Origin of the sequence: Actinoplanes sp. NPDC049681 (assembly GCF_044465265.1) — a bacterium.
Classification (GTDB): domain Bacteria; phylum Actinomycetota; class Actinomycetes; order Mycobacteriales; family Micromonosporaceae; genus Actinoplanes.
In genome coordinates this window covers 882,492-897,352 of record NZ_JBITLP010000001.1, presented here as the reverse complement: position 1 = coordinate 897,352, position 14,861 = coordinate 882,492, and the positions used below count along the sequence as shown (strand labels likewise).

Here is a 14,861-nt window from a genome sequence, read left to right as displayed (position 1 = left end):
CTCCTGTTCCACCGACGGCTGGCACCCGCCTTCGCCCGCTGCCTGGCCCGCCCGCCGCCGGTCGCGCCCGGCTTGCTCTCCGCGCGGCCCATTTGCCAGTTGCTGAGCCCAGCTTGCTGGTTACTGAGCCAGGTTTTCGCACCCTGTCCGCCGGCCGGACAATTTCCACCGCGCCGTCCAGTGGCAGACCTTCCTCACCCCACCGCCCAGCCGCAGACCTTCCCTCACCCCACCGCCCAGCCGCAGACCTTCCCTCACCCCACCGCCCAGCCGCAGACCTTCCCTCACCCCACCGCCCAGCCGCAGACCTACCTCACCCCACCGCCCAGCCGCAGACCTACCTCACCCCACCGCCCAGCCGCAGACCTACCTCACCCCACCGCCCGGCCACAGACCTACCTCACCCCACCGCGCAGCCGCAGACCTACCTCACCCCACCGCCCGGCCACAGACCTACCTCACCCCACCGCGCAGCCACAGACTTACCTGACGCCACCGTCCAGCCGCAGACCTTCCCTCACCCCACGGATCGGCGCGAGACGTCCCCTGAGCCACCGTCCGGCGGCAAACCTTCCCGCCCCTCTCACTTCCGCGTTGCGACAAAAAGGGCATAAGGCTATATTGGTTTTTAAGCCACTTATCCATTGGCGAATGACACTCGGATAACGGCGTGGCGATCAGTCGTGAATACGACAGCAAATCCTTCGCGATAATCGCGTAACCTTCTGCACCGGAAGCATTTCGCGCAGGTCACAACCGGGTCGCACAGCGGTGGTGCACACCGCGTCCACCAGGTCAAACGTGAGCCCTCACCGTTTCGGATGATTTCCCTCCCGCATTCGGTCGTCATGCGTGAGGGTGAAGCAGATCATGATCTTCGTAGATGTTCCTAAGCTCGCCGCGTGACATTGCAGGAGCCGAAGAACCAGCTTTCCGCCGACATCGAGATCCTCGACACCGAGGTGATCGTCGTCGCGCAACCCTCGCCGGTGTTCGTCGACTCGACCGGCCGCCGTCGTCGGCTGCTGCGCCGAGTCGCGTACGGATTCGGCGCCCTCTGCATGGTCTACGGCGGACTGATCAGCGTCAGCCTCGCGGGGGGGCCCGTCAGCAGCAACGCGGTGCTGCCGCTGCCGGACCTCGCGCGCGGCGATGACGACGTCGCGGCCGGCCGGCCCAGTCCGACGCCGGAGCCGGCCACTACCGCGCCGAGCACCCGCCCGGTGATGGAGGTGCTGCCCCGCCGCAACGCCCTGCTCAACCGGAACAACACGCTGGAGTCGCGGCAGCTGCCCCGGTCGTCCACGCCGGCCGCCGCGCGGCCCGCGCGTACGCCGACGCCCCGGCCCACGACCCAGGGGCCGACCACCCCGCCCGCCACGACCAAGCCGGCCGAGTCGGTGACGACGAAGCCGGTCACCCCGGTGTCGACGCCACCGACCACCGACACCACGACCACCCCGGACGAGCCGGCGCCCCCGGCCCCGCCCGGCACCGGTGGCACGGGCGGCGGATCCGGCGACGGCCTCTCCGGCGGGGACACTCCCGGCGGCTCGACGGGCGGCGGCACGCCGACCGGCGGCACCGGCGGCTCGCTCTCGGGCGGCACGGGCGGCACGGGCGGCACCGGCGGCGGCAGCGGCTCCCCGAGCAGCGGAAGCGGCGGTGGCGGATCTTCGACCGGCGGCAGCGGTGGCGGATCCCCGACCGGCGGCTCCACCAAGAGCGGCGGCTCGACCAGCGGCAGCGGTGGCGGCTCCACCAGCGGCAGCGGTGGCGGCTCCACCAGCGGGACCGGCGGCGGCTCCACCAGCGGCACCGGCGGCGGCACCTCGACCGGCGGCACCGGCGGCGGCACCTCGACCGGCGGCACCGGCGGCGGCTCCACCAGCGGCTCCACCAAGAGCGACGACGGCGGCGCCCCGCCCGCCCCGGACGCCGCCGGCCACGACCCCGCGGACGAACCCGAACCCGAGACCGAGGTCTCCCCGTGACGACCCGTCGCAACCGCAACCGCAGCCGCTCCCGGCGCCGCATCTTGCCGCGTCCCCGGGTCATGCTGGGGACCCTGCTCATCAGCCTCTTCGTCGGCGTCCTGATCGTGCAGGCGTACATCAACTCCGAGTTCACCGGCGACCACGTCGAGACCGAGGTCGGCGACCAGGCCGGCGTGCCGATCACGATCCGCGGCGGCGGTCCCGTCATCAACACCACCGGCGGCCAGGAGAGCTCCAGCCGGATGCCGGCCCGTACGATCGCCCTGACCTTCGACGACGGCCCCGATCCCACGTGGACGCCGAAGATCCTCGACGTGCTCGAGCAGAACGACGCGCACGGCACCTTCTTCGTCGTCGGCTCCGAGGTCGCGCGGCATCCGGACCTCACCAAGCGGATCACCGACCGCGGCAACGAACTGGGCCTGCACACGTTCACCCACCCGAACCTGCAGCGCCTCGCACCGTGGCGGCGCAGCCTGGAGCTGTCCCAGACCCAGGTCGCCATCGCCCGGGCCGCGAACGTCCGCACCAATCTGGCCCGGTTCCCGTACTCGTCGAAGCCTCAGGCCATCGACGACGTGAACTGGAAGATCGTCAAGCAGGCCGGTGCCGAGGGCTACCTCGTCGTGGTCAACGACATGGACAGCGAGGACTGGCAGCGCCCCGGGGTCGGGCAGATCGTCCGCAACGCCACCCCGCCCGAGGACACCGGGGCGGTCATCCTCTTCCACGACGCCGGTGGTGACCGCTCGCAGACCGTGGCGGCGCTGAAGGTCTTCATCCCGATGATGAGGGCGCGCGGCTACACCTTCACCACCGTCACCGAGGGTATGAACCGCGCCATCGCGCAGCAGGGCAAGGAGTCGGCTCAGGCGCTGCCGCTGCTTCCGGTCAATCCTCCGGCGGAGAGCACCGACCGCTGGCGTGGTTCGGCGCTGCTGTGGACCGTACGGTTCGCCGACGGTCTGGTCTGGGTGATCGCCGGGCTGTTCCTGATCGTCGGGCTGCTCACCGTGGTGCGTACGGTCCTGCTCCTGCTGCTCGCGACCCGGCATGCCCGGCAGCGGCGCAAGAAGACCTTCACCTGGGGCCCGCCGGTGACCGAACCGGTCTCCGTGATCGTGCCCGCCTACAACGAGAAGGAGGGCATCGAGGCGGCGGTCCGTTCCCTGGCCGGCGGCGACTACCCCGCCATCGAGGTGGTGGTGGTCGACGACGGCTCGACCGACGGCACCGCCGTGCTCGTCGAACGCCTGGGCCTGCCGAACGTACGCGTGATCCGGGTGCCGAACGGCGGCAAGGCCAACGCGCTCAACACCGGCATCGCGCTGGCCCGCCACGACCTCATCGTGACGGTCGACGGCGACACCATCTTCGAGCCGGACTCGATCCGGATGCTGGTCCAGCCGTTCGCCAGCCCGGCCGTCGGCGCGGTGGCGGGCAACGTCAAGGTCGGCAACCGCGAGAAGCTCGTCTCGGCCTGGCAGCACATCGAGTACGTGATCGGCTTCAACCTGGACCGCCGCCTCTACGAGGTGCTGAACTGCATGCCGACCGTGCCGGGGGCGATCGGTGCGTTCCGGCGTACGGCCCTCGCCGAGGTCGGCGGCATCAGCGACGAGACGCTCGCCGAGGACACCGACGTGACGATGGCGCTGTGCCGGGCCGGCTGGCGGGTGGTCTACGAGGAGCGGGCCAAGGCGTGGACCGAGGCGCCGACCACGCTCGAGCAGCTCTACCGCCAGCGTTACCGGTGGAGCTACGGCACCATGCAGGCGATGTGGAAGCACCGCAAGGCGCTCACCGACTCCGGCGACTCGGGTCGTTTCGGCCGGGTCGGGCTACCGTTCCTCGCGCTCTTCGGGGTGGCGCTACCGCTGCTCGCCCCGGTGGTCGACATCATGCTCCTGTACGGCTTGGTCTTCTGGGAACTCCAGGCCACGGTGACGGCCTGGCTGGCCATGCTCGCCCTGCAGCTGTTCACGGCGGCGGTGGCGTTCCGGTTCGACCGCGAGTCACTGCGCCCGCTGTGGCGGCTGCCGCTGCAGCAGTTCGCGTACCGGCAGCTCATGTATCTGGTTTTGATCCAGTCCGCGATGACCGCGATGACGGGGGCCCGGCTGCGCTGGCACAAGCTGCACCGCGCGGGGCTGACCAGGTCGGTGCCCGACTCGGAGCGGCCGGTGATCCTCCCCCAGCAGAGCATCGCGCCGGCGGTCGACACCTGGCCGCCGAGCCGGGACCAGGCGCGGACGGTGACCCATCCGGCGTCGGGCCGCGCGACGGCACGCCCGCCGGTGCCGGCGCAGGGTTCGCCCGCGCAGGACAGGGACCTGCCGCAAGACCGGATTCTGGATCCTGAGGAACTTCCGTCGGCCGGCTCGCCCCCGGGCGGCGGCTCCGGTCCCGTCTACACGAACGGGGCTCAGGAGGTGTCGCGCGGATCGTGAGGGCCGCTGCCGGGCCCCGATCCGTGGGACAGCCCCTGACCGGGCCCGCTCCCGCCCGAACTGCAGCCGGGCGGGAGCGGGTTCCGGGTCGTGGATCGGTCTTGCGGCGCTCAGACGCCGGCGAGGACCGGTTCCCGCTCCGCGAAGGGGAAGACGACGTGCAGCGACGTCCCGTCTCCTGGCCGGTCGGAGAGCGCCACCGTGGCGTGGTGTGCATCCAGGACGCGCTTGGCCACGGCCAGCCCCTGGTCCGGACCGGGCACCGCGCTGGGATGCGTGATCGTCCCGTAGTACAGGTGCGGGAACAGATCGGAACGCAGACCGTCCGGCATGTCCATGTCGTCGAGCCGCACGGCCGGCCCCGATTCGACCTCGGTGCCGACGCGCACGCGCCCACCGGCCGGCGTGTACTTCACCGCGGCGAAGAGCAACTGCATGAGGACCTGCTCCAGGCGTACGGGATCAGCGATGATCGGCAGCGACGGCCCGCCGGCGTGGTTGAGCATCCAGATGTTCTTCGTGGCCGCGATGGGGCGCACCGCCTCGACCGCCCGCTGGGTCAGCCGCGTCAGGTCGATCTGGCGCATGTGCAGGCTGTCGGCGCCGTTGGCGGCGTCCGCCATCGAGGTCAGGTGGTCGAGCAGGTCGGTCATGCCCCGCACGTGCGCCGCGGTGGCCCGGCCGACGAGGTGCGCGAGCTCGGGATCGGGGTAGCCGTTGGCGCCGAGGTCGGCCAGGTACGACCGCATCAGCCGCAGGGGCGCCCGGAGCTTCCCGCTGACCAGACCGGCGAGATCGTCCTTGCGCCGCTCGAGCTCCTGGAGCCGCGCGTTCGTGTTGGCGAGGGCGACGGCGTACCGCCGCAGTTCGAGCTGCGACGTGACCTGACGGGCCAGCGCCCGCATCGCCTGGATCTGCTCGGCGTCGAGCTGACGCGGGCGCGAGTCCATGACGCAGAGAGCGCCCAGGGCGAACCCGTCACTGGTGATCAGCGGCGCGCCGGCGTAGAACCGCACGCCCTTGCCACCGGCGACCATCGGGTGACCGGTGAACCGAGGGTCCTCGCTGACGTCGGGAACGACCATCAGGTCCTTGCCGAGGATGGTGTGGGAGCAGAACGACAGGTCCCGCGGCATCTCGGTCAGGTCGGTCCCGACCCGCGCCTTGAACCACTGCCGATCCACATCGATGAGCGTGATCAGGGCCACGGGCACATCACAGACCGACGAGGCCAGGGCGACGATGTCGTCGAAGTCCTTCTCCGGTGCGGAATCCAGGATGTCGAGTTCGTAGAGCGCAGCGAGCCGATCGGCTTCGTTCGTGGGCAGGGGCGCTTGCATGGCGGTCACCTCCGAGACTGACTACAGAGATACCACCCATAAGTAGCGAGGTTCACATATCGGCCATCTTGCTCCCCAGCATTCTCCCTTCTCCCGTCGGCGCCCCCGTGGTCGGCACTCCTCACGCCGGCCGGTGGCACACCGCCTCGATGTTGTTGCCGTCGGCATCAAACGCATAGGCCGCGTAATAGTTCTCGTGATACTGCGCCCGCACCCCCGGCTCCCCGTTGTCCACCCCGCCCGCATGCAGAGCCGCAGCGTGGAACGCATCCACCGCTGCCCGGTCCCCGGCCGTGAACGCCACATGCACGCGGTGTGTGGGCTCCCGCAGCCCCAGCCAGAAGAACGGTCGCCCGCTGTCGTCGCCGAACCCGATCAAGTCGGGCCGCTGGGCCACGACCTTGAGGCCCAGCGGACGGAGGGCGTGCTCGTAGAAGTGCCGGCTCTCGTCGAGGTGGTGCACCCCGAGAACGACGTGGTCGATCATCGGTCTCCCCTTCCCGCGTGGATATCGACCGTATAGCGGGGGTACGACACTTCGATGATCTGCTGCGCCGAGCGGTAATCAATATGCGCCGAGCAGGGCCGCGGCGTGGCTGACCTGCACGGTGTGGGTGACGCAATCGGCGCCTTCGAGCATGTGCAGCAGGAAGCCGGTGGGCTCCGCCACGTACCCGGGCGGGGCGTCCGAGCTGAGCAGCAGGCCGGCCTGGCGCCACGTGCTCGGCCCCACCGTCAGCACCGTCCCGGCGAACGCCGCGGTGACCGGCCGATGCACGTGCCCCGCCATGATCCGCGCGACGTTGTCGTGCCCGGCCACCACCTCGCGCAGCTCCTCGCCGTCGAGCAGCCGCATCCCGTCCAGGAAGGGGATCCCGATCGGCATGGGCGGGTGATGAAGGCCGATCATCATGGGTACGCCCGGACGCGACGCCAGCACCGTGTCGAGCCAGGCGAGCTGCTCGGTCCCGAGCCGGCCCGCCGGTGAGCCGGGGATCAGCGAGTCGAGGGCGACCACCGTGAAGCCGGGATAGTCGACGGCGTAGTACGGCTCCCCGCCGAACGCCTTGACCATGGCGTCCCGGTCGTCGTGGTTGCCGGTGGTCAGGTGCAGCGGCAGGGGGAAGTCGCCGATGACCTCCAGGAGGGCGGCGTACTCCTCCTCGCGGCCGTTGTCGGTGAGGTCGCCGGTGACCACGACGCAATCGGGCCGGGGGTCGAGGGCCATGACGCGGGCGAGGGCGAGCTGGAGTCCGGCCGCCGGCCCGCCGCCCAACGGCCCGGTGGTGAGGTGGGAGTCGCTGAGCTGTGCGATGAAGGAGGTCATACGGGTGATGATCCGGTGCAGCCCCGCCGGGTCAACAGAACGGTCGTAACCCCAACAACGACGTTGTCAGGACACGCTGGTGTCCACGTACAGGCAGAAGGGGTGCCCGTCCGGGTCGAGCATGACCCGTACGGTGTCCTGCGGCTGGTGATCCGCCTCGGTGGCACCGGCGTCCCGGGCGCTCCGTACCGCCGACTCCAGATCCGGCACCTCGATGTCGAGGTGCATCATCATCTGCTGCTTGTGCGCCTTGTTCGGCCAGGCCGGCTGCTCGTAGTCGGGTGAACGCTGGAAGGCCAGGTACTCCACGTGGTCGCCCAGCGGCGCGACGGCCACGAAGTCGGGCTCCTCCTTGACGATCTTCCAGTCCATCAGCGTCGCGTAGAACTCCGCCAGGGCCAGCGGATCCCTGGTGTCGAGCACCACGCCCCAGAAATGCGATGAGTTTCGTCCCAGCATGCGTGCAGTGTGCTCTTCCGGAACGCGCATTGCAGCGGGGCACGCGGCAGTTGGCGCGATCGATGTATCGCGATGTCCGGTCGCTCCCGGCATGCAACCGGAGTCTTGCTCCCGGATCCGGCGGGCCCGCCGATCCTGCGACCATGAACGAGAACTTGATCCTGGTGGCCGAGGACGACGCGGACCTCCGCGACATGCTGACGTTCGCCCTGGAGCGGGCGGGCTACACGGCCGTCGGCGCCAAGGACGGCAACACCGCGGCCCGCATCATCCGGGTGGCGCGCCCGGTCGGCATCGTGACCGACGTACGGATGCCCGCGCTCAACGGCATGGAGCTGTGCCAGCTCGTCCGCAGCAACCCGCACGTCAGCAACGCGGCCGTGCTGATGGTGTCGGCCAACTTCCACCGGCACGACGTGAACGCGGGGATGGGCTCGGGTGCGGACGGCTACCTGCCCAAGCCGCTGTCGCCGCGGCGCCTGGTGACCGAGCTTCAGCAGGTCATCGAGCGCCGCAAGCTGACCCCCGGCGCCTGAGAAAAGGCGAAAGGCCGTCTCAGGTGAGAGACGGCCTTTGCTGTGGGGTGGAGCTGTGGGGATTTGAACCCCAGACCCCCTCGATGCGAACGAGGTGCGCTACCGGACTGCGCCACAGCCCCCCGGCCCCGTAGGACCGCAGCAAGGCTAACAGGTCACCCGCCCGCCCCGCGAACCACCCCCTCCGCGTGGCGTCATCACGCCGGGTAGGAGCTGCCGCGTCCGCCCGCTTCGTAGGCGCGGCCCCGGAGTCCACCGGTACGCCGGTACGACACGGAAGCGCCGTTGACGGCGGCCGGCAGGTCGGAAGGGTCCCGGTCCAGGCCCAGTGCGGTACGGCGGACCGCCTCGCGCTGGGCCGCCAGCCGGCGCTGGGCCTCCCGGCGGGCCGCAGCACGCCGCGCCTGCTCCCGGCGTACCTCCGCTTGCCGGGCCGCCAGCCAGGCCGCTTCCCGCGCCTCGATGCGGCGCCGGCGGCGGTCCGCGATCGCCCGGTTGCGCAGGTGCACCAGGTACACCCCGAGCAGGGTGCCGGTGACCGCGAAGCTGATCCAGAAGCCCGGGCTGACGGCGAGCACGCCCACCAGCTCGATCATGTTGAGCAGCAGCAGCGCGGCGAAGACCCGCCGGCGGCGGACGACAGCCGGGGTCTGCCGGCGTACGGGCGGACGACGGCGCACCGGACGCCGCGACGAGACCACCCGCAGGCGTCGCACCGGCGGACCGGACACCGGTACGCCGGACACCGGCACCGCCGAGACCGGAGCCGCGGAGACGGGGGCGGCGGACACCGGCACAGGATCACCCGTTAGGGTCCGCGACGTAACCAGGACCGAACGGCCGGGGTTGACCGGTCGGCGTCCGGGCACGGTGCGGAGCCGACGGCGGCGCTGCAGCACCCGAGCCGTCGACGACGCCCGCTCCGCGGCCAGGCGCTCGGTGGCGTCGTACCGGCGGACGAGGGCCGGTGCGAGGGCGAGCAACCCGGCCGCGGCGAGGACGGCGAGGAGCACCGAGGTCGGCACCCTCACCCCTCCCGTCAGCCTCAAGATGTGCCGGGCGGTCTCGTCCCGGTCACGAAAAAGTCGCAATCTCCCCGAGATTACGGGCGAGAGCTGCGGAAATCGCCGCGGCGCGCCGGGCCGGCCAGCAACTGATGATCAATTTGCTGTGGTACGCAACCGCCGCCACCGCGCCACCAGGCCGCCCTCGCCCGCGACTTCCTCACTGGTCATCGCGTAGCCGAGGTGATCGCGCCAGGCGCCGTCGATGTGCATGTACCGGGGGTGGTACGCCTCCTCGCGGAAGCCGAGCTTCTCGACGACCCGGCGGCTGGGCCCGTTCTCCGGCCGGATGTTGATCTCCACCCGGTGCAGCCCGCCCGCCCCGAACGCGTGGTCCACGGCGAGCGCCAGCGCGGTCGGTATCACGCCTTGACCGGCCACGCGGGAATCGACCCAGTAACCCACGTACGCGGAACTGAACGCCCGCCGGACGATGCTGCCGAGGTTGATGTGACCGACCAGGCGGCCTTCGCCGCCGTCCTGCCGCAGGCAGACGGCGAACGGCATGCTGTCGCCGCGCCGAGCGGCCCGCTTCATGTCCCGATAGACGTAGAGGTACGCCCGCGGCGAGTTCATCTCGGCCCACGGCCCGGGCGGCGCCGACTCCCAGGGGCTGAGCCACGCCTGGTTGGCGATGCGAACCTCGGACCACGCGCGCGCGTCACCGCGCCGGTAGGGGCGCAGCAGCACGGGCCCGTCCGCCAGGACGGCAGGCCATCCGGGCGTGGACCCCAGCATCATCGCCTCCGGTCGAGCAACAGCACGTCGACGGTCGACCCGGCCGCGGCCGCGGTGACCCGCTCGCCCAGCACCAGCAGTCCGTTGGCTTCGGCGAGGCCGGAAAGAGTGTACGGCCCCCCGGCGAGCGGCTGCACCGTGTAGCCGCCGCCGCGCCGTTCGGCGACATGCGCGGGCCGGAACTCCCGCAGCCCGCCCGGAGAGGAGACGGTCTCGAGCAGATGCGCCTTCACGCTGGGCCGGAACACAGGCTCGGAACCGGCCAGCAGCTGAATAACGGGCCGGGCCAGCACCTCGAAGCCGATCAGAGCGGCGCCCGGCTCCCCGGGAAGGCACACGACCGGCACCTCCTCGCCGCCGACAGTCCCGAACCCCAGCGCCGTACCGGGGCACAGGGCCACGTCGGTGAACTCGACGACCCCCCGCCCGGGATCACGCCGGGACAGCACACGGCGCAGCATGTCGCCGGGCCCCGTACCCGTGCCCCCGGTGGTGATGATCAGATCCGCCCGCAGCGTCTGATCCTCGAGCAACCCCCGGAGACCTTCCGGGTCGTCGTCGCAGATCCCGATCCGGTACGCGAGAGCGCCGGCCTCGACGGCGGCGGCGGTGAGCGCGTGCGAATTGGCGTCCACCACCTGCCCCGGCTGGCTGGGCCGGCCCACGTCGACCAGCTCGTCCCCGGTGGCCACCACGACGACCCGCGGGCTCGGCCGGACGACGACGTGCCCGATGCCCGACGCGGCGAACACGGCGACCATGGCGGGAGTCACGTAGGACCCGGCGGTCGCGAGCACCCGCCCGACGGGCAGCTCGTCACCCGCCCGCCGCACCCCGGAACCCCGCTTCGGCGCATGCAGGATCTCCACGGCGGCCATGCCCTGATCGGTCCAGTGCACCGGCACGACGACATCGGCACCGATGGGAAGCGGCGCCCCGGCCGCCACGGAGAAGCAGGTGCCCGGGGTGAGGCGGACCGGCCGCCAGCTCGCCGCGCCGAGATCACCGACGACGTTGAGCCGCACCGGCCGCGGCCCGCCCTCGAACGGGCCGAAGGACGGGTGCGAGCCGATCCGCCCGGCGGCGGCAAGGTCCTCCCAGCGGGCCGCGTACCCGTCGATCGCGGCCTGGTCGAAGGCCGGATACGGGTGCGGAGCCAGCACGTCGTTGGCGAGAACATTGCCGTGCGCCTGGGTGAGGTCGAGGTCGAGCGGAGGCAGCGCCCGTAACCTGCGCAGCACGCTGCCCAGGTACTCGGCGAGAGGCATCAGCTCGTTGGCGGCCGCCTCGGCATCGGCCGTGGCCGTCATCCCTTGGCACCGCCGGTTTCCGTGGCCACGAACTCGGTCAGCCACTGCCGGAACTCGGCACCCAGATCGGGCCGCTTGACCGCCAGCTGGACGACGGCCTGCAGGTAGCCCAGGGGCATCCCGGTGTCGTACCGGTGGCCGCGGTAGATGATGCCGTGCACCGGCACCCCCTCGGCCAGCAGCTGCGCCATGGCATCGGTCAGCTGGATCTCACCGCCACTGCCCGGCTTGGTGTTCTGGATCGCGTCGAAGATGGACCCGGGAAGCACGTACCGGCCGACGACGGCCAGGTTGCTCGGCGCCTCCGCGGGCTTCGGCTTCTCGACCAGACCGGTGACCTTGACGATGTCGTCGCCGCGCCCGGCTTCGGCCTCGACCGAGGCGATGCCGTACCGGCTGGTCTCCTCGGGCGAAACCTCGATGAAAGCCAGCACGATGCCGCCGGTCTCGGCTTGAAGGTCGAGCATCGCGGGCAGCAACGGCTGACTCTCGTCGACGAACTCGTCCCCCAGCAGAACAGCGAAGGCGTTGTCCCCGACGTGCGAAGCGGCCACACCGACGGCGTGCCCCAGCCCGAGCGGCTCCCCCTGCCGGCAGGTGTAGATGTCCGCGAGCTCACTGGTACGGCGAACAGCGGCGAGCCGCTCCTTGTCGCCCTTCTCCTCGAGCCGCGCCTCCACATCGGGCCGGCGGTCGAAATGATCGACCATGGACGTCTTGCCACGCCCCGTGACGAGCAGCACATCGGTGATCCCGGCCGCAGCCGCCTCCTCCACGATGTACTGCAGTACCGGACGGTCGACGACGGGCAACAGCTCCTTGGGCACGGCCTTGGTGGCCGGCAGGAATCGGGTAGCGAGTCCAGCAGCCGGAATGACAGCCTTCACGGCCCGACGGCCGCTGGCATCTGCCTGCGTGGTCATCTGAGGGGTCACCGCACCTTCGCTCAGTTCGTGCCCGGACATGTCGCGAGACTATCGGCCACGGCCTTGCCGCGGCGGGTGTGGCCCACCGGACGCGCCCGTCACGGATCCCGGATGATCGAATTGCCCATCGGGAACCCTGGCCGAAACCGATTTGTCGATCACATCACCGGCAGCCGCGGAGCCGCCGGTGTTTCGCACAGCGCCCGTCCTGGGAGCAGCGACATCCCTGCCCGCACCCGGTCCGGCGTTGCCGCGCGTCGCGGCCGCGTCGGGCCGCTCGGTTCTTGCTGCGTCTGGCCGCTCGGCTCGTCCCCCGTCCGGCCGGTCTTCCCTTCCCTCGGCCGGCCTTGCCTCCGACTCCATCGGCCTTGCCTTCGTCTCCACCGGCCTTGCATCTCGCTCAGCCGGCCCTGCCTCCTTCTCCACCGGCCTTGCATCTCGCTCAGCCGGCCCTGCCTCCTTCTCCACCGGCCTTGCATCTCGCTCAGCCGGCCCGGCGTCTCGCCCGGCGGCCCCTGCCTCTCGTTCTCCCGGCCTTGGCTGCCTCTTGAGCGGCCTTGCATCTCTCGCGGCCGGCCTTAGATCTCTATCGGCCGGCCTCGTGTCTCTGTCCGCCGGCTTTGCGTCGTGGGCCGGGCCGAAATGGTCAGCCAGCCGGTAGGTGTCACGGCCGGCGTTCTTGGCCGCGTACAGCGCATGGTCCGCCGCCGCGAGAACCTGTTGAGCGGTGCCGCCGTGCTCGGGATAGACGGCGATCCCGATCGATACGGTGATCGGCACCCGCTCGACACCCGGCTCGTCCTCACCCGGCTGGCGCCGCCCATCGACGGGCACCGGAATCTCCCGGACGGCCGCACCGAGCCGCTCCGCCACCACGATCCCGCCGTACGCGTCGGTCTCGGGCAGCAGCACCACGAACTCCTCACCGCCCTGCCGGAACGCCAGGTCGACCTCCCGCAGCCCCACCCGCACCCGCCGGGCGAACTCACCGAGAACGGTGTCCCCGGCGGCATGCCCGTACGTGTCGTTCACGTCCTTGAAGTGATCGAGGTCCAGCACGAGCACGGTGAGCGTACGGCCGAACCGGCTGGCCCGTTCGACCTCGCGACGCAACGACTCCCGCAGGTAACGGTAGTTCCACAATCCGGTGAGAGGGTCGGTCAGCGACAGCCGCTGCGCCTCCTCGTGCACCCGAACGTTGTGCACGGCGACCCCGGCCTGACCGGCGAAGGTACGAAGCATGAGCAGATCCGCGTCGTCGAACTCGTCGGCCCCGAGCCGGTCGTAGAGCGCGAGCACGCCGAGCGTGGCTGGCTGCCCGGCCGGGTCGCGCTCATCGACCAGGAACGGATCACCCACCGTGGCAGGCGCACAGATCGGCACGGCCACGTACGTCCGGCAGGCCGGCTCATCCAGCCCGCCACCGAGCCCGCAGAACCCCCGCCGCGGCTCACCCGCTGCGGCGACAGCACCGAGAATCCCGTGCCCGACCGGAATCCGAAGCGAGGAGAGATCGGACTCGGACACGTCCCACGGCCCGGTCAGACCCTCGGCACACTGCCCGACCAGCTGCCCGTCGGCGGAGTCGAGAAGCAGCACGATCCCGGCGCGCGCCCCGCTGGCGGAGAGAGCGGTCTGAAGGATGACCTGGAGTATGCGGTGCAGGTCGTGGGTGCTGGAGAGCGTGTCGCCGAGGATGGCGAGGTGCCCGCGAAGCTGGTCACGGCTGGCGGTCAACGCCTGCACGTACGCCTGCAGCTCCCGAGTCATCCGGTTGAAGGTCCCCGCGAGCCGCCCGATCTCGTCGTCCCGCCCGACAGGCACCCGTACGCCCAGCTCCCCGTCGGCGACCTTGCCAGCGGCCCACGCGAGTTCCTCGAGGGGACGAGTGGTGGACCGCGCCAGCCACCGAGCGGCGAAGATCGCGATCGCGGCGACGACCAGCACGGCGGCCGCCAGGAGAACGTAGAGCGGCAACGGCTCCCGACCCGGCACCGTCACGGCGAGCGGCAGCGGTTGGCCGGGCCCGACGGGGATCGCCTTCGCGTACGGACCGGAGACGCGGCTGCGCAGGGACACGTCGGCGCCACTGGTGCCGGCGAGACGCTGGATCAGCCCGTCGTCGACGCGTGCGACCGCGACGACGACGGCGCCGTCCTGCCGGGCGCTGGCCGTTACGGCGCTGATGGCCGTACCCATGTCGGACCCGAGGCTCTGCCCCTGCCCGTGCAAGACCTGCCCTTGTTCCCCTTCGCCCCGACCTGCCGGCCGGCCAGAGGTCTCCCCGGCGCGATCTGTGGTCCCCTGCGCGGTTCCAGCCGCCTGAACTGCGCAATCCCGCTCGCCGTTCGCGCCGTGACCCTCGCTAGACGGCTTCGCCGCATCGTCCTCCGCGTCGCCGCCCGGGTCGTCGCCCGTGATGCGAACCTCGACGGCGAGCCCGCGGGTCACCATCTGGTCTGCGGCGGCCCCGCGATCGTCGGCCGGCAGCACCGCTACCGCGTCGGCGACCGCCTGCAGCTGTCCGCACAGGGCACCCATCGCGGCCCGTACCGTCGTTGCGGCATGATCGAGCCGCTCGGCCGTGCGGTCCCGGCTCACGGTGGCCACGGTCATCCCGACGAAGAAGGATCCGAGCAGAACCGGGCCGAGCACGACCGCCAGAAAGGCAGTGGTGAGTCGGCCACGCAGAGTCACACGTCCTCCTGGAAGTG

General features: G+C 71.1%; 11 protein-coding genes, 1 tRNA gene and 1 pseudogene. 3 read left to right on the top strand and 10 right to left on the bottom strand.

Annotated elements, in window-relative coordinates:
- Positions 1 to 902 precede the first annotated feature (902 nt).
- Both ACIBO8_RS04180 and ACIBO8_RS04175 read left to right on the top strand, forming a co-directional pair.
- Positions 903 to 1,994 carry a hypothetical protein gene (locus ACIBO8_RS04180; RefSeq protein WP_396113593.1) on the top strand — a complete coding sequence of 364 codons (1,092 nt, stop codon included), beginning with the start codon at positions 903 to 905 and terminating at the stop codon, positions 1,992 to 1,994.
- A complete protein-coding gene (locus ACIBO8_RS04175) occupies positions 1,991 to 4,447 on the top strand; it encodes a bifunctional polysaccharide deacetylase/glycosyltransferase family 2 protein (RefSeq protein WP_396113592.1) in 2,457 nt (818 codons plus the stop codon). The genes ACIBO8_RS04180 and ACIBO8_RS04175 overlap by 4 nt, the downstream gene beginning before the upstream one ends.
- Before the next feature lie 110 nt (positions 4,448 to 4,557).
- On the opposite strand, the gene ACIBO8_RS04170 is transcribed toward ACIBO8_RS04175, so the two are convergent.
- The 4 genes from ACIBO8_RS04170 to ACIBO8_RS04155 all read right to left on the bottom strand — a co-directional run bounded on the left by ACIBO8_RS04170 (position 4,558) and on the right by ACIBO8_RS04155 (position 7,573).
- Positions 4,558 to 5,787: a GAF domain-containing protein gene (locus ACIBO8_RS04170; RefSeq protein WP_396113591.1), complete on the bottom strand. Its 1,230-nt coding sequence runs from the start codon at positions 5,785 to 5,787 to the stop codon at positions 4,558 to 4,560.
- A 121-nt stretch (positions 5,788 to 5,908) separates the two neighbouring features.
- Positions 5,909 to 6,274 (bottom strand): VOC family protein, encoded by a 366-nt coding sequence (locus ACIBO8_RS04165; protein WP_366155764.1) that lies wholly within the window; start codon positions 6,272 to 6,274, stop codon positions 5,909 to 5,911.
- Positions 6,275 to 6,352: 78 nt separating this feature from the next.
- Complete coding sequence (locus tag ACIBO8_RS04160) at positions 6,353 to 7,114, bottom strand: phosphodiesterase (RefSeq protein ID WP_396113590.1); 762 nt, start codon at positions 7,112 to 7,114, stop codon at positions 6,353 to 6,355.
- Between the two features lie 66 nt (positions 7,115 to 7,180).
- Complete coding sequence (locus ACIBO8_RS04155; protein WP_396113589.1) at positions 7,181 to 7,573, bottom strand: VOC family protein; 393 nt, start codon at positions 7,571 to 7,573, stop codon at positions 7,181 to 7,183.
- A gap of 143 nt (positions 7,574 to 7,716) precedes the next feature.
- On the opposite strand from ACIBO8_RS04155, the gene ACIBO8_RS04150 reads away from it, so the two are divergent.
- Positions 7,717 to 8,109, top strand: a complete 393-nt coding sequence (locus tag ACIBO8_RS04150) for a response regulator transcription factor (protein WP_396113588.1) — start codon at positions 7,717 to 7,719, stop codon at positions 8,107 to 8,109.
- 48 nt (positions 8,110 to 8,157) lie between these two features.
- Here ACIBO8_RS04150 and ACIBO8_RS04145 read toward each other — a convergent pair.
- From ACIBO8_RS04145 to ACIBO8_RS04120, 6 genes and pseudogenes are all read right to left on the bottom strand, one after another.
- A tRNA-Ala gene (locus ACIBO8_RS04145) sits at positions 8,158 to 8,231 on the bottom strand.
- Between the two features lie 75 nt (positions 8,232 to 8,306).
- Positions 8,307 to 9,134 carry a hypothetical protein gene (locus ACIBO8_RS04140; RefSeq protein WP_396113587.1) on the bottom strand — a complete coding sequence of 276 codons (828 nt, stop codon included), beginning with the start codon at positions 9,132 to 9,134 and terminating at the stop codon, positions 8,307 to 8,309.
- Between the two features lie 135 nt (positions 9,135 to 9,269).
- The gene (locus ACIBO8_RS04135) at positions 9,270 to 9,914 is read right to left on the bottom strand and encodes a GNAT family N-acetyltransferase (RefSeq protein WP_396113586.1); all 645 of its coding nucleotides are present in this window, start codon (positions 9,912 to 9,914) and stop codon (positions 9,270 to 9,272) included.
- The gene (glp, locus tag ACIBO8_RS04130; RefSeq protein WP_396113585.1) at positions 9,911 to 11,221 is read right to left on the bottom strand and encodes a gephyrin-like molybdotransferase Glp; all 1,311 of its coding nucleotides are present in this window, start codon (positions 11,219 to 11,221) and stop codon (positions 9,911 to 9,913) included. The genes ACIBO8_RS04135 and glp overlap by 4 nt, the downstream gene beginning before the upstream one ends.
- The gene (locus tag ACIBO8_RS04125; protein WP_396113584.1) at positions 11,218 to 12,144 is read right to left on the bottom strand and encodes a UTP--glucose-1-phosphate uridylyltransferase; all 927 of its coding nucleotides are present in this window, start codon (positions 12,142 to 12,144) and stop codon (positions 11,218 to 11,220) included. The genes glp and ACIBO8_RS04125 overlap by 4 nt, the downstream gene beginning before the upstream one ends.
- Positions 12,145 to 12,636: 492 nt before the next feature.
- Positions 12,637 to 14,844: pseudogene (locus ACIBO8_RS04120) on the bottom strand (diguanylate cyclase); the annotation flags it as partial.
- Positions 14,845 to 14,861 lie beyond the last annotated feature (17 nt).